General features: G+C 46.8%; 23 protein-coding genes and 1 pseudogene. 8 read left to right on the top strand and 16 right to left on the bottom strand.

Features of this window, described 5'->3' with window-relative positions:
- Positions 1-240 precede the first annotated feature (240 nt).
- Positions 241-2,007 (top strand): glycerophosphodiester phosphodiesterase family protein, encoded by a 1,767-nt coding sequence (locus tag AB1I50_RS09875; RefSeq protein WP_407723855.1) that lies wholly within the window; start codon positions 241-243, stop codon positions 2,005-2,007.
- 41 nt (positions 2,008-2,048) lie between these two features.
- On the opposite strand, the gene AB1I50_RS09870 is transcribed toward AB1I50_RS09875, so the two are convergent.
- Genes AB1I50_RS09870 through AB1I50_RS09855 form a run of 4 tightly spaced genes read right to left on the bottom strand, consistent with a single transcriptional unit; the run spans position 2,049 to position 5,750 of the window.
- Entirely contained in the window at positions 2,049-2,708 is a 660-nt protein-coding gene (locus AB1I50_RS09870) for an MmcQ/YjbR family DNA-binding protein (protein ID WP_407723854.1), read from the bottom strand.
- Between the two features lie 55 nt (positions 2,709-2,763).
- Positions 2,764-4,164: a cyclophilin-like fold protein gene (locus tag AB1I50_RS09865; protein ID WP_407723853.1), complete on the bottom strand. Its 1,401-nt coding sequence runs from the start codon at positions 4,162-4,164 to the stop codon at positions 2,764-2,766.
- Positions 4,165-4,176: 12 nt separating this feature from the next.
- Entirely contained in the window at positions 4,177-5,169 is a 993-nt protein-coding gene (locus tag AB1I50_RS09860) for an alpha/beta hydrolase (protein ID WP_407725336.1), read from the bottom strand.
- Between the two features lie 5 nt (positions 5,170-5,174).
- The gene (locus AB1I50_RS09855; RefSeq protein WP_407723852.1) at positions 5,175-5,750 is read right to left on the bottom strand and encodes a sugar O-acetyltransferase; all 576 of its coding nucleotides are present in this window, start codon (positions 5,748-5,750) and stop codon (positions 5,175-5,177) included.
- 124 nt (positions 5,751-5,874) lie between these two features.
- On the opposite strand from AB1I50_RS09855, the gene AB1I50_RS09850 reads away from it, so the two are divergent.
- The 4 genes from AB1I50_RS09850 to ychF all read left to right on the top strand — a co-directional run bounded on the left by AB1I50_RS09850 (position 5,875) and on the right by ychF (position 9,327).
- Positions 5,875-6,729: a LysR family transcriptional regulator gene (locus AB1I50_RS09850; RefSeq protein WP_407723851.1), complete on the top strand. Its 855-nt coding sequence runs from the start codon at positions 5,875-5,877 to the stop codon at positions 6,727-6,729.
- 141 nt (positions 6,730-6,870) lie between these two features.
- Positions 6,871-7,572 (top strand): nicotinamide riboside transporter PnuC, encoded by a 702-nt coding sequence (gene pnuC / locus AB1I50_RS09845; protein ID WP_407723850.1) that lies wholly within the window; start codon positions 6,871-6,873, stop codon positions 7,570-7,572.
- A 78-nt stretch (positions 7,573-7,650) separates the two neighbouring features.
- On the top strand, positions 7,651-8,121 hold the full coding sequence (locus AB1I50_RS09840; RefSeq protein WP_407723849.1) for a hypothetical protein: 471 nt from the start codon (positions 7,651-7,653) through the stop codon (positions 8,119-8,121).
- Between the two features lie 111 nt (positions 8,122-8,232).
- Positions 8,233-9,327 carry a redox-regulated ATPase YchF gene (gene ychF, locus AB1I50_RS09835; protein ID WP_407723848.1) on the top strand — a complete coding sequence of 365 codons (1,095 nt, stop codon included), beginning with the start codon at positions 8,233-8,235 and terminating at the stop codon, positions 9,325-9,327.
- A gap of 89 nt (positions 9,328-9,416) precedes the next feature.
- Here ychF and AB1I50_RS09830 read toward each other — a convergent pair whose 3' ends face one another.
- The 5 genes and pseudogenes from AB1I50_RS09830 to AB1I50_RS09810 all read right to left on the bottom strand — a co-directional run bounded on the left by AB1I50_RS09830 (position 9,417) and on the right by AB1I50_RS09810 (position 14,191).
- On the bottom strand, positions 9,417-9,551 hold the full coding sequence (locus AB1I50_RS09830) for a hypothetical protein (RefSeq protein ID WP_407723847.1): 135 nt from the start codon (positions 9,549-9,551) through the stop codon (positions 9,417-9,419).
- 288 nt (positions 9,552-9,839) lie between these two features.
- Positions 9,840-11,159, bottom strand: a complete 1,320-nt coding sequence (locus AB1I50_RS09825) for a murein hydrolase activator EnvC family protein (RefSeq protein WP_407723845.1) — start codon at positions 11,157-11,159, stop codon at positions 9,840-9,842.
- A gap of 18 nt (positions 11,160-11,177) precedes the next feature.
- Positions 11,178-12,083: a permease-like cell division protein FtsX gene (gene ftsX / locus AB1I50_RS09820; RefSeq protein WP_407723844.1), complete on the bottom strand. Its 906-nt coding sequence runs from the start codon at positions 12,081-12,083 to the stop codon at positions 11,178-11,180.
- Positions 12,084-12,296: 213 nt separating this feature from the next.
- Positions 12,297-12,962, bottom strand: a pseudogene (ftsE, locus tag AB1I50_RS09815) (cell division ATP-binding protein FtsE); the annotation flags it as partial.
- Positions 12,963-13,105: 143 nt separating this feature from the next.
- Entirely contained in the window at positions 13,106-14,191 is a 1,086-nt protein-coding gene (locus AB1I50_RS09810; protein WP_407723843.1) for a PucR family transcriptional regulator, read from the bottom strand.
- 336 nt (positions 14,192-14,527) lie between these two features.
- Here AB1I50_RS09810 and AB1I50_RS09805 point away from each other — a divergent pair, with 336 nt between their 5' ends.
- From AB1I50_RS09805 to AB1I50_RS09795, 3 genes are read left to right on the top strand one after another with little or no spacing between them, the layout of a single operon-like run.
- Positions 14,528-15,946, top strand: a complete 1,419-nt coding sequence (locus tag AB1I50_RS09805) for an alanine/glycine:cation symporter family protein (protein ID WP_407723842.1) — start codon at positions 14,528-14,530, stop codon at positions 15,944-15,946.
- 50 nt (positions 15,947-15,996) lie between these two features.
- A complete protein-coding gene (locus tag AB1I50_RS09800) occupies positions 15,997-16,806 on the top strand; it encodes a metallophosphoesterase (protein WP_407723841.1) in 810 nt (269 codons plus the stop codon).
- A gap of 1 nt (position 16,807) precedes the next feature.
- Positions 16,808-17,788, top strand: a complete 981-nt coding sequence (locus tag AB1I50_RS09795; RefSeq protein WP_407723840.1) for a radical SAM protein — start codon at positions 16,808-16,810, stop codon at positions 17,786-17,788.
- Between the two features lie 3 nt (positions 17,789-17,791).
- Here AB1I50_RS09795 and AB1I50_RS09790 read toward each other — a convergent pair whose 3' ends face one another.
- From AB1I50_RS09790 to AB1I50_RS09760, 7 genes are all read right to left on the bottom strand, one after another.
- Positions 17,792-19,198, bottom strand: coding sequence for an IS5 family transposase (locus AB1I50_RS09790; protein WP_407725308.1), 1,407 nt, complete (start codon positions 19,196-19,198; stop codon positions 17,792-17,794).
- A 331-nt stretch (positions 19,199-19,529) separates the two neighbouring features.
- A complete protein-coding gene (locus AB1I50_RS09785) occupies positions 19,530-19,985 on the bottom strand; it encodes a DUF7832 domain-containing protein (protein WP_407723839.1) in 456 nt (151 codons plus the stop codon).
- A gap of 13 nt (positions 19,986-19,998) precedes the next feature.
- Positions 19,999-20,508 carry a suppressor of fused domain protein gene (locus AB1I50_RS09780; protein ID WP_407723838.1) on the bottom strand — a complete coding sequence of 170 codons (510 nt, stop codon included), beginning with the start codon at positions 20,506-20,508 and terminating at the stop codon, positions 19,999-20,001.
- Positions 20,505-21,221 carry a flavodoxin family protein gene (locus tag AB1I50_RS09775; protein WP_407723837.1) on the bottom strand — a complete coding sequence of 239 codons (717 nt, stop codon included), beginning with the start codon at positions 21,219-21,221 and terminating at the stop codon, positions 20,505-20,507. Before AB1I50_RS09775 ends, AB1I50_RS09780 begins: the two co-directional genes overlap by 4 nt.
- Positions 21,222-21,376: 155 nt before the next feature.
- The gene (locus AB1I50_RS09770) at positions 21,377-21,574 is read right to left on the bottom strand and encodes a hypothetical protein (RefSeq protein ID WP_407723836.1); all 198 of its coding nucleotides are present in this window, start codon (positions 21,572-21,574) and stop codon (positions 21,377-21,379) included.
- Positions 21,575-21,683: 109 nt separating this feature from the next.
- The gene (locus AB1I50_RS09765; RefSeq protein WP_407723835.1) at positions 21,684-22,484 is read right to left on the bottom strand and encodes a hypothetical protein; all 801 of its coding nucleotides are present in this window, start codon (positions 22,482-22,484) and stop codon (positions 21,684-21,686) included.
- 323 nt (positions 22,485-22,807) lie between these two features.
- Positions 22,808-23,275 (bottom strand): SMI1/KNR4 family protein, encoded by a 468-nt coding sequence (locus tag AB1I50_RS09760; protein ID WP_407723834.1) that lies wholly within the window; start codon positions 23,273-23,275, stop codon positions 22,808-22,810.
- Positions 23,276-23,351 lie beyond the last annotated feature (76 nt).

Below are 23,351 nucleotides of genomic sequence, written 5' to 3'. Positions count from 1 at the left end.
AAATTATACTAATTCCTGATAGAAAGTAGACTTATATTTTGCGAGGATATTTTTCGCAAGACAAGGCGGAGGACGCGTCAAGGCTGTCGCCTTGCAAGGACGACAACGCAGTATTGTGGAAAATAGACCGCAAAGATTGGCTACTTTTTATTAGGTATTAGTATTAAACCTAATTTGTTATTGAAGCATAAACATTTTAGTGATATAATCAAATTATCAAAAAAATAAGGGGACATCAATATGAAACTAAAAGAACGAATAACGCCATACGTTCAGGCAGTGCCGAAGATTTTAGGCTTCAAGCTGTTAACCACAATTGTCTTGGCGATTATATCAAGCTTGCTTATGCTTTTGTCGAGGGCTTTGATGCGAAGCACGGGACGTGTGAGCGTAAGCAGCGGCGACTTTACGTTTTTGTTTACAACCTGGCAAGGCTATTTAATGATTGCGATAATGCTGGTTATCGTACTGCTTTATGTCGCGGTTGAGGTAAACGCGCTGATAATCTACATATCCAAAATTCTCCACGGCGAGAATCCGTCGGTGTTCAAGTGCATCGGCAAGGGTATTGCAGGGCTTAAAAAATACCTTAACTACCGCGGAATAATCATCATCCTTTACTGCACGCTTATTTCTCCGATGCTCGGACTCAGATTTTCAATCTCGCTTACGAGCACCTTCTACATTCCGAACTTTATCACCTCGGTAATCTTCAAAAACCCGTTTTACACCGCAGGCGTTATCGCGCTGGTAACGTTCCTTATCGTAGTAGGTATCATCTACTGCTTCATCCTGCACGGCGCTTTGATTGACGATATGAGCATTAAAGAGGCGAGTATTCAGTCAAGACAGTTCCTCAAAAAGAACTGGAAGAACTACATCTTTGAAATGCTCAGATTCCTGCTTATTTCTGCAATCGTAATAGCTGCAATGTACGCGCTGTTTATTCTCGTACCCAGCCTTATTATCGACGCGATTGCGACCGACGACAAGGCGGGAATGTTCGCAACAACACTGATTTCCACCTTTGCTCTTGCGCTGTTCTGCCTTTTCGAGGTGCTCTGGTCGGCTTACTTAATTATGAAGCTTACCGTGCTTTACCACAATTATAAGAGTGAGGGTGAGTGGAAATACACAAGACCTGCGAAAAAAGCTCATCCTGTGCTTATCATCTTCGCTGTTCTCGGCGTTTTGTTGATAGTAGGTATTTCAGCCGTATACACGTACTACTTTGATGATATTATACCGGCGTTCACACACGCTCAGTACGTAGGCCACCGCGCAGGCGGCGTTGAAGCTCCCGAGAACACCGTTAAGGGAATTGAAGTCGCGGCTGAGCTCAACGCTTTCGGCTGTGAAATTGACATTCAGCGCACCTCGGACGGCTACTATGTAGTTAACCACGACAACGACTTTAAGCGCGTTGCCGGAGTTGCCAAAAAGCCGTCGGAAATGACGCTTGCAGAGGTTAAACAGCTTAAGGTTGACGGCGAGCCCGTACCGACCTATGAGGAAATGCTCGACGCCAGCAAGGACAAGGTAACGCTCTTTGTTGAGCTAAAGGGCGAGACCGCCGACGAAAAGATGGCGGACGACGCCGTTAAGGCAATCAAGGAAAAGGGTATGGAGAAGCAGGCGGTATTAATCTCGCTCAAATACGATATTCTTGAATATATCGAGCAGAAATATCCCGAGATGGAAACAGGCTACCTTGCGTTCTTCTCATTCGGCGACATCGAGGAAATGCCGTTTGATTACCTCGCTTTAGAGGAAGAAATCTCCACCGACGACGCGATTGAGAATATCCACGCCAAAAACAAAAAGGTTATGGTTTGGACGGTTAACGATCCCGAAAACATCAAGACCTTCCTCAACAGCGAGGCAGACGCTATTATCACCGACGAGGTTAAGAAGTCAAAGGAAATTTCCGACGACCTCAAAAAGCGCACTCCGAGAGAGATTATCTACGACCTTTTCGGCACATGGACTGTTGATTTAGCAAAATAAATCACAAAACTCCGAGCCATGCGGTTCGGAGTTTTTTCTGCCTATTTTTTGTTTCCCTCAACAATCGCGTAGCTGTCGTCGAGCAGTTTTTCGATATGCGGAATATCCGCTTCCCTGTCGAGGAGAATTGAAATCCAGTATTTTTTATTCATATGGTACGACGGAAAGTAGTGGATGTTGTCGATAAGCTTCGGGATGTCGTCGGGCAAAACCTTTAGGTTAAGCACGTTGATTTTACCTTCCCTTTCAACGCCGAGATACCTGTACGGAATCAGCATAAAAAGCCCGTACCATTTGTGCTTTTTCGCGGTGTTCAGCGTGTGGTATTCCTTTAAATATCCCCACGGCGCTTCGGGAACAGTGCCGTGCTTTTCCTTGACATATTCAAGCAAAACTGCCTTTACGTCGGCAAGCTCAAAGGAAGTGCTTAAAATATCATCAAGTATATCCTCAACATTCGCGCGGATTTGACCGACAAATCCGCCGTCCGCGCTTGTGTTGAACGGAAGGTACAGCTCACCTTCAGGCTCTTCATAAACATTTACTTCAATATTTTCTCCGCTGATTTCAAACACGGCGTAAAAGCCGTTTTCGCTCAGCGGTTTTTTAATTGTATAGCCGTTTGCGGTTTTGTTAAAGCCGTTTTGCTCCGCCTTTGAGGGGCTGAAAATATATTTGTCAAAAACGCTGTTGTAATTCACTGCACCACTTTCTTTCCGCTATTATTATATGATATAGCATGTAGAAATGCAAGCGTTAATCGGCGGAGATTGTAAGCGTTGTGTCGCCCTTTCCGAGAAGGTCTTTAAGCTCGGTTTCGGACTTATCCTTAATCTTCCCGAGCCTTGTGTAATCCCATGTGTTCGAGCCGTAAAACACGGAAATTTGATTGCCCGAATACAGCACGATATCTCCTGCTTCTGTGGTGATTTTCTCGTCACTATTCGGCAGGGTTTTGCCGAGATTACCCACCTGCTCAAATCCGCCGTACATTGACATCTTAATTTCAAGCGGAGAAGTCTTTACAAGCTCCTTTAGCGCGTTTACCGCTTCATTATCCTGCCACTCTACCTCAACCGCGGTATCACCGATTTTTACGGTGAGATCATCGGATTTGCTCTCTGCCGTCGCCGTCTGTGTAGTAACCGCGGTTGCCGCTTGTTCGGCGGTTTTAGAGGGCGACGACCTGAAAATCTTATTTAGGTAGTTATAAAAGCACTGCTGCCAAAAGTCGCTGTCGTGCTCGTAGCCTTCGACCAAATCGGTCTGGTTTTTAACGCCCATTTTGTTCAGCACATCGCGGTAATACAGGGTGCAGTCGATGTTCCACGGATCCTTACTGCCGACGGACATATAAAGGTAATACGGAGTGTTAGCCTCGGTCGGCTTCGGGAACTCCTGCATATACGGCGTGTTCCAGAAAGTGCCCTTGTAGTACTCGGTCGGGATAACCCCCGTGTCGGGCGCAAAAGCCCCGATATAGCCGAACTTGTCGAGCCACTTAAAGCCTGTGCACAGCGACTTTGCGCCGCCCTCGGACATTCCTGCAACTGCGGTGTTCTCTCTGCCGGTAAGGACATTGTAGTTCTTCTCAATAAACGGCATAAGATCAACGGCAACGTCGTCAATCGCCTTGTCGTAGATATACCTCAACTGTTCGTCAGACTTGCTGTCCTTATCAGCCTGCTTGTCGGTGTACATATCCACGTTTACGGTGATTTGCGGAACAACAAGACCGTCGTGAAGCATATTTCCGTAGAGCAAAGTCAGGTATGAATCGTCGTCAATCTGATTGTCGTGACTTCCGCCGAATCCGTGGAAAACGTACATAACAGGAAATTTTTTGCTCTCATCATAACCTGCCGGAAGCAAAATATTGCACTGCTTGTCATCTCCTGCGGTGGACGAATAATAGGTCACATCCTTAAGCACCTTGCCGTAGTCTACATCCGAGCGCTTTTTGAACATATCCTCAGAAATATCATAGCGGTTTTCGGTCGCGTAGGGGTCAAAATTTTCGCTGCTTGCAGTCGTTGAAGCGGCTTCCGTTTTAGCTTCGGAAGAATCCGCTGACGAATTCTGCGAGGTCGAGCAAGCGCCGAAAATGAGCATACACGACAAAACCACTGCTGTCCCAACAATACCCTTTTTAATCATAAATTTTTCCTCTTAATTAATGTTATCGCGGATGAAGTCCTCGATTTTATCAAACGGAATAACGTCCAAATTATCGTACAAATCGGTGTGAACCGCGCCGGGGATAATCATAAGCTCCTTGTTATCGGTGTACTTGCTGTCCTCGGTCATCGCCTTGTAGGCGTCCTTTGAAAAGTAGCAGGAATGAGCCTTGTCGCCGTGAATCATCAGCACCGCCGAGCGGATTTCGTTTGAATATTTTAAAATCGGCTGGTTCATAAACGACAGACAGCCCAAGGTGTTCCAGCCCTCGTTTGAATTGAGCGACCTTTCGTGATATGCCCTGCCCTTGTAGTACTCGCTGTAGTCCTTTACAAAGAACGGCACGTCCTCGGGGACAGGCAACGGCAGACATCCGCCTGCACGCGAGTACTCGCCGTTTTTATATTCCTCAGTTCTGAGGTTATTGAGCGCGGTTTTTCTTTCAAAGCGCTTTTCCTCGCTGTCCTCACTGTCAAAATATCCGTTGGCGTTAACGCGAGTCATATCGTACATTGTGGAAACTATCGTCGCCTTAATTCTCGTGTCAAGCGCGGCGGTGTTAAGCGCCATTCCGCCCCAGCCGCAAATGCCGATAATGCTGATTTTATCCGCGTCTACATTGTCCTGAACCGACAGAAAATCAACCGCCGCCTGAAAGTCCTCGGTGTTGATGTCGGGAGAAGCCATATATCTCGGAATTCCTCCGCTCTCGCCTGTAAAGGACGGGTCGAACGCCATTGTGATAAATCCGCGCTCAGCCATAATCTGCGCGTACAAGCCCGAGCACTGCTCCTTAACCGCGCCGAACGGACCGCTTACCGCGATTGCCGGAAGCTTTCCTTCCGCGTTCTTAGGAACGTACATATCCGCCGCGAGGGTTATGCCGTAGCGGTTGACGAAGGTCACCTTGCAGTGGTCAACCTTATCGCTTTTTTCAAAGGTCTTATCCCAATTTTGAGTGAGCTTAAGCTCTGCTGTTTTCATCATAACTATTCCTCCAAATCTATATTCTTTATGAACCTCGCAGGAACTCCGCCTGCAATTGTATTTGCCTGTACATCCTTGCTAACTACCGCGCCTGCCGCGATAATCGCGCCGTCACCGATTGTCACGCCCGGCAGGATTGTGACGTTCGCGCCTATCCAAACGTTCTTTCCGATAGTTACGGGCTTAGGTATAAGGTTAGCGCGTTTCTTGGGATTTTGGTGGTGGTTGAGCGTGGTGATTACGGTCTTGGGGCCGATTAAGCTGCCGTCGCCTATAGTAATTCCGCCCTGATCCTGGAACTGACAGCCTGCGTTTATAAATACATTTTTGCCGAGCTTAATGTTCTTTCCGCAGTCGGTGTAAAACGGCGGAAACATATACGCGCCTTCGGGAAACTTCCTGCCCGTAAGCCTTGTCATCAGCTCTCCGATTTCCTCGGGAGTATGGTAGCTGTTGTTGAGCTCCGAGGTAATCTTCATCGCCTCGTTGCTCAGGTGCGTCATATGCAGATGAACCTCGCTTTTCGCGATTACCTCTGCGCCGCTGTCCATTATCCTGATAAATTCCTCTGTAGTCATACTTTTCCCTCATTTCTGATTTAATTATATACCTACGCGGCACAAATAGCAAATACTTATATTAAATAGATAATTATGCTTTACAAGCATAGCAAATTAATATATAATAAATTCGGGTGATAATATGGAATTTCGAGTTTTGCAGTACTTTTTGGCGGTTACGCGCGAGGGAAATATCTCTGCCGCGGCGCAGTCGCTGAACCTTTCTCAGCCGTCGCTGTCGCGCCAGCTTAAGGACTTGGAGGAAGAGCTCGGCGCAAAGCTGTTCATCAGGGGCAACAGGCGCATTGAGCTCACCGAGGAAGGCTTGATTTTGCGCAAACGCGCAGGCGAGATTATGCAGCTTGTGGAGCTGACGGAAAGCGAAATTTCCGAGGTAAAGAACAATATCTCGGGCACTCTGAGCATCGGCGCAGGTGAGTCGCTCTCTATGCACCGCATAACCGAGGTTTTCCGCCGTCTTAAGGAGAATTATCCCGACATCCGCCTTAACGTTGTCAGCGGCGACACCGAGGATTTGCAGGACAGGCTCGACCGCGGACTGCTCGACTTTGCGCTGATTTTTACCGACTTTGACCGCAACACCTACCACCACCTCACGCTTGAGGAAAAGGAGATTTTCGGCGTTATTATGCGCAGGGACGACGCACTTGCCGAGAAGGAATACATCACCGTGAAGGACTTGTACGACAAGCCGTTGATTGTATCGCGCGCGAACGGCTTGGATAATTTCAGCGGCTCGCAGGCTCGCAGACTTCAGGTTGCGGCAACTTATAACCTGCTCTACAACGCCTCGCTGATGGTCGAGGACGGCATCGGCGTCGCGATTTCATTTGACGGACTTGTTGACACCTCGGGAAATTCAAGCCTCTGTTTCCGTCCGCTGTACCCCGAAATTTCCGTCAGTCCGTCGTTGATTTGGAAGCGACACCAAAAGCTGTCGATTATCTCTCAGCTTTTTATAAAGCAGTTGAGTTAACCGTATTGCCAAACCAAAAAATTCGTGCTATAATACATTCATAATAAATCTGCCACCGGGTAGGAATTGCCATGAGCATTCGCTGCGCATCGTTAGGTCTTTGAAGATGTGCATCGGATGTTTATTTTTTTGGAGGACATTATGAAGCGGTTTTTAAATTACTTTACCACGTTTGAAAAGCTGTTGTGGTGCGCGTCGGTTTTGATGATAACGGTTTCGTTTATAATATTTGACAGGAGCAATTTTCTTACGCTCGCCGCCTCGATTATCGGCGTAACCTCGCTGATTTTTATCGCCAAGGGCAACCCAATCGGGCAGATAATGATGATTATTTTCAGCCTGTTTTACGGCTGGATTTCATTTTCCTACGCCTACTACGGAGAGATTTTTACCTACCTCGGTATGTCCTTGCCGATGGCGGCTATGACGCTTGTATCGTGGCTTAAGCATCCATATGAGGGTAAAAAGAGCGAGGTCGAGGTCAGCTCACTGAGCAAAGGCAAAAAGATAATTATGGTAATACTGACAGTCGTTGTCACGGCGGCGTTTTACTTCATCCTAAAATACTTCAACACCGCAAATTTAATTCCGAGTACAATCTCGGTGACGACGAGCTTTGTCGCGGCATACCTGACCTTTTGCCGAAGCCCATACTACGCCCTCGCCTACGCCTGCAACGACATTGTGCTGATTGTGCTCTGGGTAATGGCGAGCATAAACGAGCCAAAATACATCTCGGTTGTAGTCTGCTTTATCGCGTTTTTGTTCAACGACTTGTACGGCTTTTTCAACTGGAACAAGATGAAAAGACGGCAGACGGTGAATACAGAGATAAAAAAATAATTTTCCTTGAATTTGTCACTGTGTTGTCAGTGTCGGTGTGATAAAATAATCTCAAACAAAGTAAAGGGAGAGATTTTAATGAAAAAAATCACCATTAACCGCGAATTAACGCTGACATACACAGACGAATTCCATAGGATGTCCGCCGACGAGCTCATCAAGTTTTGCGGAACGAGCGAAAACCACAGCGGAATTTACGACGAAGAAAACCATATGCTCATCATAGTGTCCTGGACAAATCCGGGCTTTTTCAACTATATGACCGACGCAAAGTCGATTATCGGCGGAGCGGAAAGATGTATGAAGAAGAACCTTCTCAATTACCGCAGAGAGGACAGCTTCAAGTGCGAAATCGCCTCAAAAAAGGCGAACGGAATACGCTTTGCCTACACACCTACCGGAACGGATATAGTTCAGGTCGGAGAGATGTCGGTTTTCCGCGCTAAGCATAAGTTTTACGTAATTCAGTACATTTCCCGAAGTGAGTACAATGCGCAAAACCGTGTTGCATACGCTGACGCGCTGCACTCCCTAAAGCTCTCGGCATAATTATAACGCTTAACCGCCGCATAACCGCGGCGGTTTTTTATAATAGATATTGAGATTTGCATTGATTTGTGTTATAATAGATTGAAAAAATTGCAAATCAGGTGATTAGAAATGAAATTAGGTATAGTAGGACTGCCGAACGTCGGCAAGAGTACGCTTTTTAACGCAATTACTAACGCAGGAGCGCAGAGCGCTAACTATCCGTTCTGCACGATTGAGCCGAACGTCGGCGTTGTTTCGGTTCCCGACAAAAGGCTCGACAAGCTTGCCGAGATGTACGATCCCGACAAGTACACCCCTGCGACTATCGAGTTTGTCGATATTGCAGGCCTTGTAAAGGGCGCTTCAAAGGGCGAGGGCTTGGGCAACAAGTTCTTGTCGAACATCCGCGAATGCGACGCGGTTGTGCACGTTGTGCGCTGCTTTGAGAACGACGACATCATCCACGTTGAGGGCAGTATCGATCCTAAGAGGGATATCGAAACGATTAACCTTGAGCTGATTTTGTCGGATATGGAAATGCTCGAAAGGCGCATTGACAAGACAAAAAAGATGCTTAAGGGCGATAAAAAATATCAGCGCGACATCGACTTTTACCAGCGCGTGCTCGAAGCTCTCGAACAGGGCAAGCCTGCGAGAAGTGTTGAGTGCGACGACGAGGAAAAGGCACTGCTCAGCGAGGTTGCACTGCTGACCTCAAAGCCAGTTATTTACGCCGCGAATATGAGCGACGAGGATTTTTCAAACGGTATCGAGAGCAACCAGGGCTATCAGGAGGTCAAGAAAATCGCCGCTGCCGAGAACTCGGGAGTTCTGCCGATTTGCGCGCAGATTGAGGAAGAAATTGTCGAGATGGACGACGACGAAAAGGCTATGTTCCTTAACGACCTCGGTCTTGAGGAAAGCGGTCTTGACCGTCTTATCAAGGAGTGCTACGCTCTGCTCGGACTTATCTCATACCTCACCGCAGGCAAGCAGGAGGTAAGAGCGTGGACGATCAAAAACGGCACTAAAGCTCCCCAGGCGGCTGGTAAAATCCACTCCGACTTTGAGCGCGGATTTATCAGAGCCGAGGTTATCGCCTTCGACGATTTGATTGCAAACGGCAGTATGGCTGCCGCAAAAGAAAAAGGCCTTGTCCGCAGCGAGGGCAAGGAGTATGTTATGAAGGACGGCGACGTTGTGCTGTTCAGATTTAACGTGTAAAACCATATTAATGCAGAACGCGCCTTGGCACAATGCCAAGGCGCTTTTATACTTTATATTACAATGCAACGTCTATAGTTTAAGCTTCATTAGCAGCCGCAACCGCAGCCGTCGTTTCCGCAACCGTTGCCGCAGCCGTTATTGCCGCCGCAAGCGCTGCAGATGATGAGGATAAGAAGAATAATCCAGCAGCAACCGCCGTTGTTGTTTCCAAACAAGTTCATACCTCAACCTCCTTTCGTTTACATTACATACTATTGCGAAAAGAGAATTGTGTGACCGTTAGAAAAACAAAAATTGCAGGATTAACAGCGCCGCCCCCTCCGCCGCTTTAAAGCAGTACCTTTTTCTGGCGAAAACAGCAACCTTAGCACGTCGGCAACCCTTTTGGGCTTCGCCCATTTCCCCTAAAAGGGGAATCACCTTTTGTCGCTTCGCGACATTTCCCCTAACAGGGGAATCCCCCGTAACAAGTGACGGGGGAGACTGAAATAATGTTTTATATAATTTAATTAAAATTCGGTCATCGGGTTGTACTTGACTCCGTTGTAGCGGCACTCAAAGTGGAGGTGCGGACCGGTTGAGTAACCGGTTGTACCTACGTAGCCGACTACCTGACCGGCAGATACCGACTGTCCGGGAGATACCGCAACGCTGCTGAGGTGAGCGTAGATTGTCTCCTTGCCGTTGCCGTGGTCAATCCATACGTACTTGCCGTAACCGCCGCCGCAGCCGCAGCTGTAACTCTTACCATAGTCATGAGGACAATAGGTGTTGGTGTAGGCTACCGTACCGCTTGCCGCCGCAACAACCGTTGCTCCGTAAATACCGCCGCCGGCGATATCAATAGCACCGTGGTTGTAGGTGGTTCTGTCCTCGTTCCACTCCGATGACAGATAGTAGAAGCCCGGAGTAGGCCATACATATCCGCCCGAGGATGACGGTGTAACAGACGGAGTAGGTGTAGGCGTAGGAGTGTAATCGTCCTCATCATCCGAAGTGCTCGAAGAACTTGAGCTGCTCTGTGAAGAACTGCTTTGAAACTGCTGCTGTTGCTGTTGCTGCTGTTGCTGCTTAGCCTGAGCCGCAGCCTGCTCCGCAAAATACTTAGCGATTTCAGACTCAATCTGAGCTTTTTCGTCGCCTGAATTTTTAAGGAAGTCTTTAGCCTCGTCGGTCTTGGTGTACAAATCCTTAAGGACTTCCTTGTTGGCTTCAAGAGTAGTGTTGAGCTCGTTAAGGTCGGTTTTGAGCGAAGCCTCGTTCTGCAACAGCTCCGCCTTGTTCTTTTCAAGGGTTTCCTTTTCCTTGCCGATTACATCGAGCTTGCTGTTGACGTTATCAATAAGCTCCTGGTCGTACTTTGAAAGATTTTTAACCAAGGACATCTTGTCGATAAGGTCGGTAAAGTCCTTCGCTCCGAGGATAATCTCGAGGTCGCTGGCAGATCCTGCCATATAAATCGCCCTCAGTCTTTCGCACAGAGCGTCAAGCTGAGACTCAATCTCGCCGTTGCCCTGATTAATCTTCTTTTGAGACTCGCTGATTTCGGCGTTGAGCTTTTCGATTGACTCGCGCGTTACGCTTATTTTTTCATCGAGATTATCAATTTTATTTAAGAGAGCCTCGTTGTATTTTTCTTTTTCAGAAATATCATTTTGAGCGCTGTCGAGCACCTTCTGATATTCCTTGTTCTTTGAGTCGAGGTCCTGAAGTCTTTGCTGAAGCGACTCGACGCTCTCCGCGCTTGCAGAAGTAATACCCGCGGTGACGGGCACTGCGATTACGCAGACGCTGAGCAAAGCGCATAATATCTTTTTTGCCTTTGTCATAATTTCTCCTTTCCGCTGTTACCAGCCGAGAATTTCATTACCTTCCATTTTCAAATACTTGCGGATTGAGATAAATCCACCGCAGAAGCCTACAAACAGGCCGAATAATACGAACGCGGCGGCAACGTACGGCAGAACCTCGATAAACGGAATAAAGCGGAATACCGACTGTGCGTTCTCAATTACCATACCTATGCCCTGATATACCAGCGCGAGAACTCCGGTGGAGATTGCCGCCGAGATTAGTCCGAGCACCATACCCTCAACAAGGAACGGCATTCGCACAAACGCGTTGGTTGCGCCGACAGATTTCATAATACTGATTTCGAAACGGCGCGAGTACATTGTCGCGCGGATTGTGTTCGCGATAATAAACAGCGAGATTATAAGCAGTGCGGCTACAACCGCGATTGAAATAATATTTACAAGGTTGCTGATTCGTGTCATCTTATCCGCAAAGTCCTTGCGGTTGAGGATTGTATCCTTGTCAACACCCTTAATTTGCTGAATTTTAGCTACGGTTTCCTCATACTTTGAGAGGTCGTCCATAACTACGATAAACGAATCGGGCAGGGGGTTTCTGTCCTCGATTCTCGCGAAAAGGCTGTCGCCCAAAGTACTTCTGTACTGCTCAAACGCCTTTTCCTTTGAGTAAAACTCTGCTGACTGAACGTTGTCAACCTTTTCAATCTCTTTTCCGACATAAACGGCTTCAAGCTGGGAATAACCCTGCTGAATATAAACGATGGTTTCATTGCTCTCTCCAACCTCGTCGACAAGCTTGGAGACGTTTAGCGAAAAGAGCGCAGCCGCGCCTGTGAGCACAAGGCAGCTAACGAGCACGCATACAGACGCGATACTCATAATACGGTTACTCCATACGTTCTTGAAGCCCTCTTTTACAAGATAGCCAAAGCCTTTCATATACTAAATATCCTTTCGTCAGTCGGGCACGATTACAACGTTGTCGGGGTACTGCGGCAAATCGCCGTAGTCGTCCTCGTCGTCGTAAGTCACGCCGTCATTGTTATCGGTGATTTCGTCGTCGGTGAGATCAGTATCCTCCTCATACTCGCTGTACTCGAGGGTATAGTCGTCATCGTCGTCATCGTCGTCATCATCCGACGCGGAAACGCTTCCGCCCTTGGTATCGCCCACAACCCTTCCGCGGTCGATGGTGATTACCCTTTGGTGGAACTCGCGGACAAGCTCGTGCTCGTGAGTTACGACAAGCACGGTTGTGCCCATTCCGTTAATCTCGTTAAGAAGCTCGATAATCTCGTGCGAAAGCTCGGGGTCAACGTTACCCGTGGGCTCGTCCGCAACGATAATTTCGGGATTGTTAACGAGCGCTCTGGCAAGGCTTACACGCTGCTGCTCTCCGCCTGATAATTCGCTGGGCTTGTTTTTCATCTTGTCCTTAAGACCTACAAGGCTGAGGACGTAGGGAACTCTCTTTTTGATTGTTGCGGTGTTCTCTCCCACCGCGCGCATAGCGAACGCAACGTTGTCAAACACGTTCATTTTCTCAATCAGTCTGAAGTCCTGAAAAACGATACCCATATGGCGGCGCAGATACGGCACGTCGCGTCTTTTCATTTTAGACAGCTTGTTGCCGTTGATAATGATTTCGCCCGAGGTTGGTGTTTCCTCGTGCATAATCAGCTTCAAAAACGTACTTTTACCGGCGCCCGACGCACCTACGATAAACACGAACTCGCCCTTGTCAATGCTCAGGCTTACGTCGTGCAGGGCGTGAGTGCCGTTTGGATAAGTTTTTGATACATTTAAAAAATCAATCATAAATACACCTTGGTTTTCGAGCGGCCGTATAAACCGCCGTGATTAATACCCGCAAAAACGGGCGCAGATGTGCCCTTAACGCGGACTTCAGAAAATGCCAACGCCCTGAACACGCTTTTTTGGCGTGTTCAGGAGCGGTATTTTTAATACTTCGCGGGGCTCGCGTTCAGATACTTTTTAACCATGAGGGCTACCTTGAATACGATAGCGTCCTCAAACTCGCGCAAATCAAGTCCCGTCAGCTTTTTGATTTTTTCAAGTCTGTAAACAAGGGTGTTGCGGTGAACAAAAAGCTTTCTTGATGTTTCCGAAACGTTGAGGTTATTTTCGAAGAAGCGCTGGATTGTGAACAGAGTCTCCTGGTCGAGAGTCTCGATTGAACCGCGCTTGAAAACCTCCTTGAGGAACATCTTGCACAGGGTTGTGGGAAGCTGATAGATAAGACGGGCGATGCCGAGGTTATCATAGCTTACGATTGTGCGCTCGGTGTCAAATACCTTTGCTACCTCAAGAGCCGACTGGGCTTCCTTAAAGGAACGCGCCAAATCCTTAATGCCTGTAACGGTTGTGCCGATACCTACAACACAGTGGGTGTAGAACTCGCTTGACAGTGTGTCCGCGATTGAGCTTGCGAGCTTTTCAAGGTCGCGGCTCTCGGTGTCGGGCTTAACCTCTTTTACAAGAGCGATTTCCTCCTCGTTAATGTTGATAACAAAATCCTTTGACTTGTCGGGGAAAAGATTTTGAACAATATCATAAGCAGAAACATCGGTTTTGGAAATAATCTTGATGAGCAGGCATACTCGGGAAACCTCGCTGTTGAAGTGGAGCTCCCTTGCCTTGAGGTAAATATCGCCGGGAAGAATGTTGTCCAGGATTACGTTCTTGATGAAGTTTGAACGGTCGTACTTTTCGTCGTAGTACTGCTTAATGCTCGCAAACGATACCGCAAGCAGGTGAGCGTACTTTTGAGCGTATTCGTCCGTGCCCTGAACAAACACGGCGTAATCGTACTTTGCGCTGTTTCCGAATGATTTATAAGTATAGCCGCTGATAACAAACGGAGCTGTTGAACTGAGGGTTTCGGAATTGATACTCTCGTTAACCTCTCCGATTTTTCCAAGCTCCGAGCAGGCAATTACAACCGAAGTCTCGTCTATAACGCCGATTGTTCTGTCTACCGCATCCTTCATCTGATGCACTATACCCTGAAATAATCTGTTAGACATATCTCTTACCTCTTTTTCTGCAATATTTTTGAAATTGGGCGCAAACCGCGTTTTGGGCGCAAAAGTTTACAATACCCTTATATACATATTACACAAAATCAGAGAAAAAATCAACCTCTATCAACAAATTTTTCGGAAAAATTTTGGGGATTTTGCATTAACGCTCCTTAATTTACGGTTATCATACCATATCAATGTGATAGATATGTGACAATTTTGTAACAAATATAATTCCCACAAAACAATATACCCATATATATGTTAGGTTATAATTAGTTAAATACTTTAAAAAGCATATAGCAGATACCAAAAAACTATATTCACGGAGGGCAGAATATGTTTCAGGTAATCACTGATTTTTTCGGCAAAGTTGATGAAGTATTGTATTATCCTATTCTCATCATCGTTCTTGCCGCCGCGGGACTTTTCTTTACGTTCCGCACCAAGTTTGTACAGATAAGGCTGTTCGGCACGGCGTGTAAGCTGATTGTCGAAAAGCCGGCTTCCTCACAAAAGGTTTCATCGTTCCAGGCGCTGATGGTCTCAACCGCTTCGCGCGTGGGAACCGGCAACATCGTCGGCGTTTCAACCGCGATTTGCCTCGGCGGACCGGGCGCGTGCTTTTGGATGTGGCTGATGTGCATTATCGGCGCGGCTTCGGCGTTTATCGAGAGTACGCTCGCGCAGATTTTTAAGCAGAAGGACAAGGACGGCAACAGCTTCGGCGGACCTGCTTATTATATAGAAAAGGCGCTTCACCTGCCGGTTGTCGCGGCAATTTTCTGCGTTTTTCTCATCGCGACCTACGCCTTCGGCTTTAACCTGCTCTGCTCGTACAATTTGCAGTCATCGTTTGCGGCGTATGACTTCTACGACGAGCTCTGGACTCCTATCATTGTCGGCGGACTTTTGGCGGCAGGCGTGGCTTTCTGCGTAATCGGCGGCGGAAAGCGCATTATCAAGCTTACCGAGAAAATCGTTCCGTTTATGGGCATTGCTTACGTTTTGATCTCACTTATTATTATTTTCGCTCACATCCCCAATATTCCCGGCGCGTTCGCCTCAATTTTCCGCGACGCGTTTGACTTCAGGGCAATCCTCGGCGGACTGAGCGGCTCATGTATGGTTTACGGCATTAAAAGAGGTCTTTACTCGAATGAAGCCGGCGTAGGCTCAGCGCCTAACGCCTCAGCCTCGGCTGACGTTACCCACCCGGCTAAGCAGGGCTTGGTTCAGACCATTTCGGTTTATATCGACACAATGCTCCTCTGCACGGCAACAGCTCTTATGTGCCTGTGCTCGGGAGTTGAAAACTCCGCGGAAGCCGCAGGCGCTCCGTACGTTCAAAACGCGGTATCAACCGTATTCGGCGGCTTTGGACCTGTATTTATCACGGTGGCGATGGTGCTGTTCGCGTTCACAACGCTTATCGGCAACCTCTACTACGTTGACAACGCTCTCGCTTACCTCAACAAAAAGCGTCCGCCGTCAAAGAAGTTTATGAGATTTTTCTACATCGCCTGCGTTATCGTAATCTTTGTAGGCGCGCTTGCTCCTATGGATTTGGCTTGGAATATGGCGGATATAACGATGGGCGGAATGACGCTGATTAACATACCGTGCTGTGTTATTTTGTCGGGAGTTGCGATTAAGGCTCTGCGCGACTTTGAAAAGCAGAAAAAGAAACGCCTTAACCCGACGTTCAAGGCAAAGGATATCGGACTTGACGATTCCCGGCTGAGCTTCTGGAAATAGCATAAACAAAATTTTTCGGCATATCATATACCGAACGGAGCGATACCAGTATGAAACAAACCGCTGTGCTGACGGAATATGAAATAAAATCGAAAAAAATCAACAAGCCTCTCAAAATCGGGCTTATCAGCGATTTGCACGAGCGTAAGGCTGACGATATTTTTGAGCTTCTCAAAATCGCCGCGCCCGATATGATTGCAATTGCAGGCGATACGCTCGAACGGTTCGGTGAGGAGCATTACGAAAGAGTTAACGAACTTAATCCGATTAAGTCGGTTTTCTTTATTATCGCGATGTACGTTGACCACGCCGTAAGGGTTATTACCCGTAACAAAAACACCGCCGAGCCCGAAAACGCCTACCGGTTTTTGAAGGCTTCGGGCAAGCTTGCGCCGTCGTTTATGAGCCTCGGCAATCACGAGGACGAATTGACGGAAAACGACCGCTCTCTTTTATCGGAATGCGGCGTTACCCTGCTCGACAACAGCTCGGTTAAAGCGGAGATTAACGGTCAGGAGCTGTTAATCGGCGGATTGTCCTCGTTCTATGACGAGGAGTGGTTCAAGGGCTTTTCAGAAGAAAAAGGCTTTAAGATTTTGCTCTGCCACCACCCTGAGTACTACGACAGGTTTGTCAAGGAAACGGACATCGACCTCGTACTGTCGGGGCACAACCACGGCGGTCAGTTCAGACTGTTCGGCAAGGGTTTAATATCCTCGTCATCAGGGCTGTTCCCGAAATATGACAGGGGAATTTTTGAAAACCGCCTTGTGATTTCCGCAGGCTGCTCAAACACCGCGGCAGTTCCGAGACTTTGCAACCCCAGAGAGGTTGTAATTATAAAACTATCACCCGAATAAAATGGAAAACATAACATACAACGGATTTTTTACCCTACAATGGCACATCACTCACCGTTGCAATCTCAGGTGCAGTCACTGCTATCAGGACGACTACAGCGCGTTTTCTTCGAGAAAATCGCTTGAAGCTGTATTAAATCAGTATTCTCGCCTTTTGGAAGAATATGGCTTTAAGGGATATTTGAATATTACGGGCGGAGAGCCCCTCGCCCATCCCGATTTGTTTTGGCTGCTTGAAGAAGCCGGAAACCGCGGAATTACCACCGCCGTTCTGACGAACGGAACGTTAATAGGCAGGCGCGAGGCGGCAGAGCTGAAACGGCTCGACGTCGACTATGTTCAGGTAAGCCTTGACGGTCTGCGCGAAACTCACGATAAAATCCGCGGCGAGGGAAGCTTTGACCTCGCGATCCGCGGAATAAGGGAGCTTAAGGCTCAGGGGATTTACGTCACTGTCGCCTTTACCGCCCAGCGTGAGAATTACAAGGAGCTGAGCAGGCTCGCAGACTTCTGCAACAACCTCGGCGCGGACAAGCTCTGGTTTGACCGCGTTGTAATTCCGAAGGATGAGGACAAGAACAACCTGTCGCTCAGCTCAAAGGAATACTCGGCACTGTGCCGAAAGGCTTCAAGGCTGAACAGGCAGGGCAAAATCTCATGCGCGAGAGCTTTGCAGTTTATTCCCTGCAAAGAAAAAAACATCTACTCATGCAACGCAGGCAGCCGCCTGCTGGCGATTTTGGCAGACGGCACGGTTATGCCGTGCAGGAGGTTGCCGATAGAAGTCGGCAACGTCACGCTAAGCGAGCTTTTGACCATATACCGCAAAAGTCCTGAGTTAATCAAGCTCCGAAAATCGGAGATACCCGAAAAATGCAAACCGTGCAAGTACGCACAAAGCTGTCGCGGCGGTGCAAAGTGCATAGCCTGCGCAAAATCAGGCAGGTACGACATCCCCGACCCCGACTGCCCCTTAATTTAATATCTACTGAACAAACCCCAATTTCAAACTGCGGAAAAGCAACGCTAATATCTCCGCCCTCAACTTCTCGATCCTCCTCAGATTGAGAAGCAGAACGGACATAGCAATGCTGTGGCAAGTTGTCTCTTTCAGCCTTGTCACTATCATGTCCATGCCGCATTTGCGCTTGGCGAGGCTGAATTTGCGCTCAACCTCGACGCGCTCACACTCATCGATGTAATTCTGTTTTTTGTCGATTTCAGCGTCCTTTTTCGGTCTGCCGAGAGCCGGTCCCGAAAGCCTGATTTTGTGTTGCTTGCAGTATTTCAGGTTCTCGCGCGTGCGATAGATTTTATCGACAAGCACACGCTCGGGATAATGTCCCGTTCGTTCTTTGTACCGCTCAATCATATCTTTCAAGCCCGTGGATTCATTGTAAGCGTCAAAGCTGTGCCTTTCAAGACGCGTCCAGCCATTGCAAACGCTGATGTCGAGCTTCACACCGAACTCCGTCTTTGCCTTGACTTTTCCGCGCACAATAGGGCGGATCCACGGCTGGCTCAGACTGACAATCCTGTCCTTGACGCTTTGGGTGCGGTTGACGTACATTTCTTTCTGCTGCGCGTAGATTGTTTGGATTGTGGAAAACTTTTGCTCAAATTTAGCAGGTAATGCTTTCCCGCCGACAAGCATTTTCTCAATATGACCGATGTTCCTGTTGAGATAGCCAAGCTGCTTTTTGATTGCCTTACGACGTTGCTTTGCCTTTGGCTTACGGATGCGGGCGTAAGAAGTGTAGTCTTTATGCGCTTTCTTACGGTATGTACGGGGCTTTTGCTCGCCTTTGACATGCAGCTCATCAATGATTTTCTCGCTGCACTCGCGGGCTTTGTTGAGTAAGGATACATCCTGCGGATATGAGATCTGCGACGGAGCACAGGTCGCGTCAACGATCATGGTTCCGCTGTTCTTATCATCGTCATCGGATTCGTCTTTGCTCGATTTCTCCTTCTCCTTTTCAAGCTTTGCCTGCTCTGCGGAGATTATCATTTCGTTGATTTCTCCGATGATCTCAGGCGTCAGGCGTTTGCGGAAGTAGACCATCATCGACGGATCAAACGGGGGCTTGCTGTCATCAAAGGCTTTATAGCCGCAAAAGTATTGGAGATACGGATTCTCTTGGATTTGAAGCGGGGTCTCGGCGTCGGAGTAGCCGTACTCGGCTTGGATGATCCTCGCGCCGAGACCAAGGCGCAGTGACTTTGCCACATTGCCCTTCTTGTTAGAGAAAAGCTTCGCGTATTTTTTCTCGATCTCAAGCCACGGAATCGTCTGCGCACGCTTAACCCAACGGTTGCTGTTTTTCAGATTCATGCCTATCGGCTGTCCGAAATCTTCTAAACTTATCTGTCCGTTGTCGAATTTATACATCCCATCATCTCCAAATGCAAGCTTTTTGCGGCTTTTCAGCCGTTTTCCTTGCATTTATTATACCATATTTCGATGATTTTTGCACTGTTTATCGGATGATCGGGATTGTTCAGTTTACATTAAATAATAAATACAAAACACGCCGTACCAAAGCGTGAGGCTCTTAACGGAAAAATTAAAAATCGAATAGGAAAAAAACTAAACGCTACGATTGAAAATAAAATCGTAGCGTTTGTTTATGTTTTATGTTCTTTACTCTTTTTATCCTAAAGGTAACGTCACCTTGGTGAATTAATTCCTGTCGATAGAACTCAATCGCTTTACTGAATAGTTATTTTAATAAAAATGTACGATAGGCAGTATCTATCTTTTCACGCAGTTTTTCATAATCCGCTTTATCGCTTATGACTTCATAAAGCGGCTTTTCAGTTTCGTCAATACAGCAGTTGCAGTAATCGTTAAGATATGCGCCGTTAAAATATTCATTGACAAAGGGCAAAACATCCTCTCGGATATCATCGTCCCACAGCTTACCGTCACAATAGCGCATGAAGAATTCTGTTCCTGTCATCTGTCCGTTTCTGACCATGTCGCATTCTCCGGCATCCAGATTCTCACCCTCGAAGCCTCTGTCGATTATCCACCACAAAAACAAACCGATGTGATTTGCCGCTTTCAACCAAATTTCCCATTGCTGTTCGTCGGTCAGCGCACCGGAACAGTTGTTTTTCTCACGGTACTGCTTCTCCGCGCTGTCCCAATGCCAATCTGCTCTTTCAAGCGTCATTTGCATTCTCTCCCTATAAATACGATTTTGTTCGGTTCATATCCGTCGCTAAGTCCGGATTATCCTGCTTCATCAGCTCAATCAGATTATGTATGTTTTCCGAATCCTGCTGAATCGCCTGATATTCTTCCTCGGTGATACCTACAAGCTGAATAAAATCCACCTTGCCGTTGAGGGTATCCAGCGATTGCGCCGAGGTATCGGCAACGGTTATCAATGAGGTGATTTTGGAATCTGTTCCTTCGTGCAGAGGCGTACCGCCGTGAATACATTCAAACGGTTCAAACCAACGCTCCGAGGTGTAGGTGTAACGCGCAAGGTTAGACAGCATATCCAATGCCCACATACATTCTTCCGCCGAATCAGCCTTGAGCTTCAAGGTCATCTCATATCCCCAACGGCTGTATTCTCCGCCGAAGGCTTTTTCGTCGGCGTACAACTCTGTCATGCCATAGGTCACGATATGGTGGCTCCTAACCGACAGAGGTGTATAGTTGCAGGAATAGTTCGGCAGATAATTCATTTGTTTTTACTGTCATTTTTTCTCCTTTTCCACGGACGCGCCTTGTCTGTCCAGTCCTTCTCCTTCCAGTAGTGCGCATCTGCTTCGTTCCAACCTTTTTTCTGCAAAAGGCGCATTATATTAAAGAAGCCTTTGGTTTTCACTCCGGGCTTTACGCAGCCTTGACGGCGGCGTATTCTTTTAGCAATATTTTCTGTTTCTCTTTCGATTCTTTGCTTTTTCTTTTCGGACACTCTGTTCCAATCAATAGCGGCAACTCCGAGTCCGAATTTGTATATCTTAGCCACGCCCCAGAAAAACAAGCTGTCTGACATATCCTTATTGGTGGATTTCATACCGCCGCCGGCGGCTGTAGAAATACACACGCCCTGCTTTTCAAACATTCTTTCCTCAGGGCGGTGAACCATCCATCTGTAACCGTAATGATCTAAAAACGCCTTCATCGCTCCCGTCGCGTGATAGACGTAGACGGGACTCGCGAGGATTATAACGTCAGCCTCATCAATTGCCTGTGTGATTGCCGCGAGCTTGTCATAATGCGGACATTTCGTTTCACTTTCTTTAAAGCAGCGCGTACATCCGCAGCAGAATTCGCCAAAATCCTTTGGCAAAAAGTATTCAGTTGTTTCTGCGCCGATTTTGTTCGCGAGTATACGCGCAATATGGCAGGTAGAGCCCTTGTGACTCTGACCGTGAATGATAACTGTTTTCATCTTGATTTCTCCCTAATCCATTTATCTAAAAATATGAGTTGCTCTTTCGTATGAAACCAGCGCTCAACATTTTACATATCATTTTAACTTTTCATATATGTATCGCAAAAGTGGCGAAGGTGCTGTTCTATACTGAATACTACTGACCAATTTATTTACCTTTTCTTGTAGAGTATCAATTCGGGATTCTTGCCGTCCGATTCATAAGTGCTAATCAAAATAAAATCCATATTTGCCAAAACGCCGAAACAGCGATCTCCACCGAATACAGGCTCGAGCTGATTTCCGAGATAGGTGGTGTTGTCGTCAAGGAATTTTGCGCTGACACCGCCCGGCAAATGATTCAAATCCAAATAATTTCAGGCGTGTATATGTAATCCGTTTTCATTTAAAATTATTATAGTAATTCGTTACGCTAATGTCAAGATTTCAATAATTACTTTGTTTCGGTAACTTTTTCAGCTAAACCGATTCGGCAGCCGCTTTCTGCTCCAGCAAAGCGCGAAGCCAACCTTCATAGATGGTCATGCGGCTGTAATAGCATATCGCTGTATATTTGTTTATATCAACATCCTCGCTTGAAACGCACCAAAACCCTTCGTCACCGTTTTGAAACAGTGTGCCGTAGCGGCGGTTCATCATTCCGCAGGTCACATGCACCAAGCGGAGACTCTGTTCTTGCCGCAGCGAGCCGCATTTACGGTAAAAATTGTAGATGAACCGCAAGGTTTTGTCATCGGGAATAATACCGAAGTACACAAATGCCGGTGCTTGCTCAAAGAGCTCCAGTCCCTCGGGCCGTGTGAGTTCAAAAGTCTGACAGTACTTTTCCGCGTCGGGAATTTGATAGAATTTCTTTTTGACAATGTACCGGTGAAGTAAATACGGTACTGCCGCCAGATAAAACCCAAGCGGAAACAAAAAGAAAAGCCCTAACCGCGCAATCGCTATGGTCGCCGCGAAAAAAATGAAAATAACGAACAATACCGAGATAACTTCCTGCACCGGGTGCAGTTTGGAGTGGAGCTCTATGATACAGCGGTTGCGTTCCTGCTCCGCTTTGTCGCGCTTCCGCAGCCAAATTACAAGAGGAGATACAAAAATCGCGAAGGTGCCGAACATCGTTAAAAAGACAACCGACCCTAAAATATAATCATGGTTATAATCATTAAGATTGACAAGCAGCACGATAAATGCCGCTAGCACCAACCCCCAGCCAATCAGCTGCCAGATAAGATAGGTGTGTTTTTGATAAAAATTCATATTTGCACGCTTTCTTTAGTGTAATTTGAACTATTATGGATTTCTTCAATTACTGCTGTAGCAGCAAACTCTATATTACTCATTGTGTTTTTGATATCACCTGTCTTGCTTTTCAATAAAAACCGGTTTGCTTTATTAATCCTCGCGCGACATATACGCGTTGCCTGCGCACTGGTGCGCATCGGCATTTTTGCGGTCAATGTCAAGTGCCTGCTTGGCAAGCCGCAATGATCCCTAATACCTGCCCTGTAAGAAAGCAAGTCTGGAATCGGAAATGATAAGTTTTGCCGCTTGGCTCGCGTTTTCCATCATACAACTCCTAACTATCCTTCAAACGGACGCAACGAATCAACAAAGGCATCAAAACTATCAGCAATATTTGTTGTTACAAAAAAATCTGTCACTGGATTAAATAATTCATGATTTGCAAAATAGACTTTCCCATAATTTTCATCTTCAAATAAGCATAATAAAAATACATTACCGCTTGAATCATATGCAATTGGCAAGTAACAGTCCTCCCATGCAGGCTCTTCTTTGTTTGCCTCATATTCTTCAATTATTTCATCTATAGAATAAAATTTTTCTATATTTGACGACTGATAATATTTCTCATGTGATTCAGGATCGGTTTCTATAAACGTCGGAGTAACAAAAAAACCATCAACGTATCCACCATTATTTAAAAATAAAAAGTGCACATATTTTTCCGGTAATTTTGCGGATATTTTTTCTTCTAAATCAGTTATCTGTTTATTACTAACTGGATTTCCACTATCACTTAATTTCATGGTTAACCTCCAATATCTATCAATTGATTATTTCTCTATTTTCTACATCAAAAGTTAGAAAAGTTTAAAAAGTGCT

The organism is Ruminococcus sp. NATIVEDY161, assembly GCF_045819895.1.
Classification (GTDB): Bacteria; Bacillota; Clostridia; order Oscillospirales; family Acutalibacteraceae; genus Ruminococcoides.
The sequence above is the reverse complement of the archived record's forward strand: the minus strand, read 5'-3'. Positions and strand labels throughout refer to the sequence as shown.

Excerpts from the sequence above, each read along its gene's own strand:
- AB1I50_RS09825 (WP_407723845.1), bottom strand. The coding sequence starts at position 11,159 with ATGACAAAGGCAAAAAAGATATTATGCGCTTTGCTCAGCGTCTGCGTA.
- AB1I50_RS09860 (WP_407725336.1), bottom strand. The coding sequence starts at position 5,169 with ATGAAAACAGCAGAGCTTAAGCTCACTCAAAATTGGGATAAGACCTTT.
- AB1I50_RS09760 (WP_407723834.1), bottom strand. The coding sequence starts at position 23,275 with ATGAAATTAAGTGATAGTGGAAATCCAGTTAGTAATAAACAGATAACT.
- ychF (WP_407723848.1), top strand. The coding sequence starts at position 8,233 with ATGAAATTAGGTATAGTAGGACTGCCGAACGTCGGCAAGAGTACGCTT.
- AB1I50_RS09805 (WP_407723842.1), top strand. The coding sequence starts at position 14,528 with ATGTTTCAGGTAATCACTGATTTTTTCGGCAAAGTTGATGAAGTATTG.
- AB1I50_RS09765 (WP_407723835.1), bottom strand. The coding sequence starts at position 22,484 with ATGAATTTTTATCAAAAACACACCTATCTTATCTGGCAGCTGATTGGC.
- AB1I50_RS09810 (WP_407723843.1), bottom strand. The coding sequence starts at position 14,191 with ATGTCTAACAGATTATTTCAGGGTATAGTGCATCAGATGAAGGATGCG.
- AB1I50_RS09850 (WP_407723851.1), top strand. The coding sequence starts at position 5,875 with ATGGAATTTCGAGTTTTGCAGTACTTTTTGGCGGTTACGCGCGAGGGA.
- AB1I50_RS09800 (WP_407723841.1), top strand. The coding sequence starts at position 15,997 with ATGAAACAAACCGCTGTGCTGACGGAATATGAAATAAAATCGAAAAAA.
- AB1I50_RS09875 (WP_407723855.1), top strand. The coding sequence starts at position 241 with ATGAAACTAAAAGAACGAATAACGCCATACGTTCAGGCAGTGCCGAAG.
- AB1I50_RS09865 (WP_407723853.1), bottom strand. The coding sequence starts at position 4,164 with ATGATTAAAAAGGGTATTGTTGGGACAGCAGTGGTTTTGTCGTGTATG.
- AB1I50_RS09775 (WP_407723837.1), bottom strand. The coding sequence starts at position 21,221 with ATGAAAACAGTTATCATTCACGGTCAGAGTCACAAGGGCTCTACCTGC.
- AB1I50_RS09790 (WP_407725308.1), bottom strand. The coding sequence starts at position 19,198 with ATGTATAAATTCGACAACGGACAGATAAGTTTAGAAGATTTCGGACAG.
- AB1I50_RS09780 (WP_407723838.1), bottom strand. The coding sequence starts at position 20,508 with ATGAATTATCTGCCGAACTATTCCTGCAACTATACACCTCTGTCGGTT.
- ftsX (WP_407723844.1), bottom strand. The coding sequence starts at position 12,083 with ATGAAAGGCTTTGGCTATCTTGTAAAAGAGGGCTTCAAGAACGTATGG.
- AB1I50_RS09830 (WP_407723847.1), bottom strand. The coding sequence starts at position 9,551 with ATGAACTTGTTTGGAAACAACAACGGCGGTTGCTGCTGGATTATTCTT.
- AB1I50_RS09785 (WP_407723839.1), bottom strand. The coding sequence starts at position 19,985 with ATGACGCTTGAAAGAGCAGATTGGCATTGGGACAGCGCGGAGAAGCAG.
- AB1I50_RS09840 (WP_407723849.1), top strand. The coding sequence starts at position 7,651 with ATGAAAAAAATCACCATTAACCGCGAATTAACGCTGACATACACAGAC.
- AB1I50_RS09795 (WP_407723840.1), top strand. The coding sequence starts at position 16,808 with ATGGAAAACATAACATACAACGGATTTTTTACCCTACAATGGCACATC.
- pnuC (WP_407723850.1), top strand. The coding sequence starts at position 6,871 with ATGAAGCGGTTTTTAAATTACTTTACCACGTTTGAAAAGCTGTTGTGG.
- AB1I50_RS09855 (WP_407723852.1), bottom strand. The coding sequence starts at position 5,750 with ATGACTACAGAGGAATTTATCAGGATAATGGACAGCGGCGCAGAGGTA.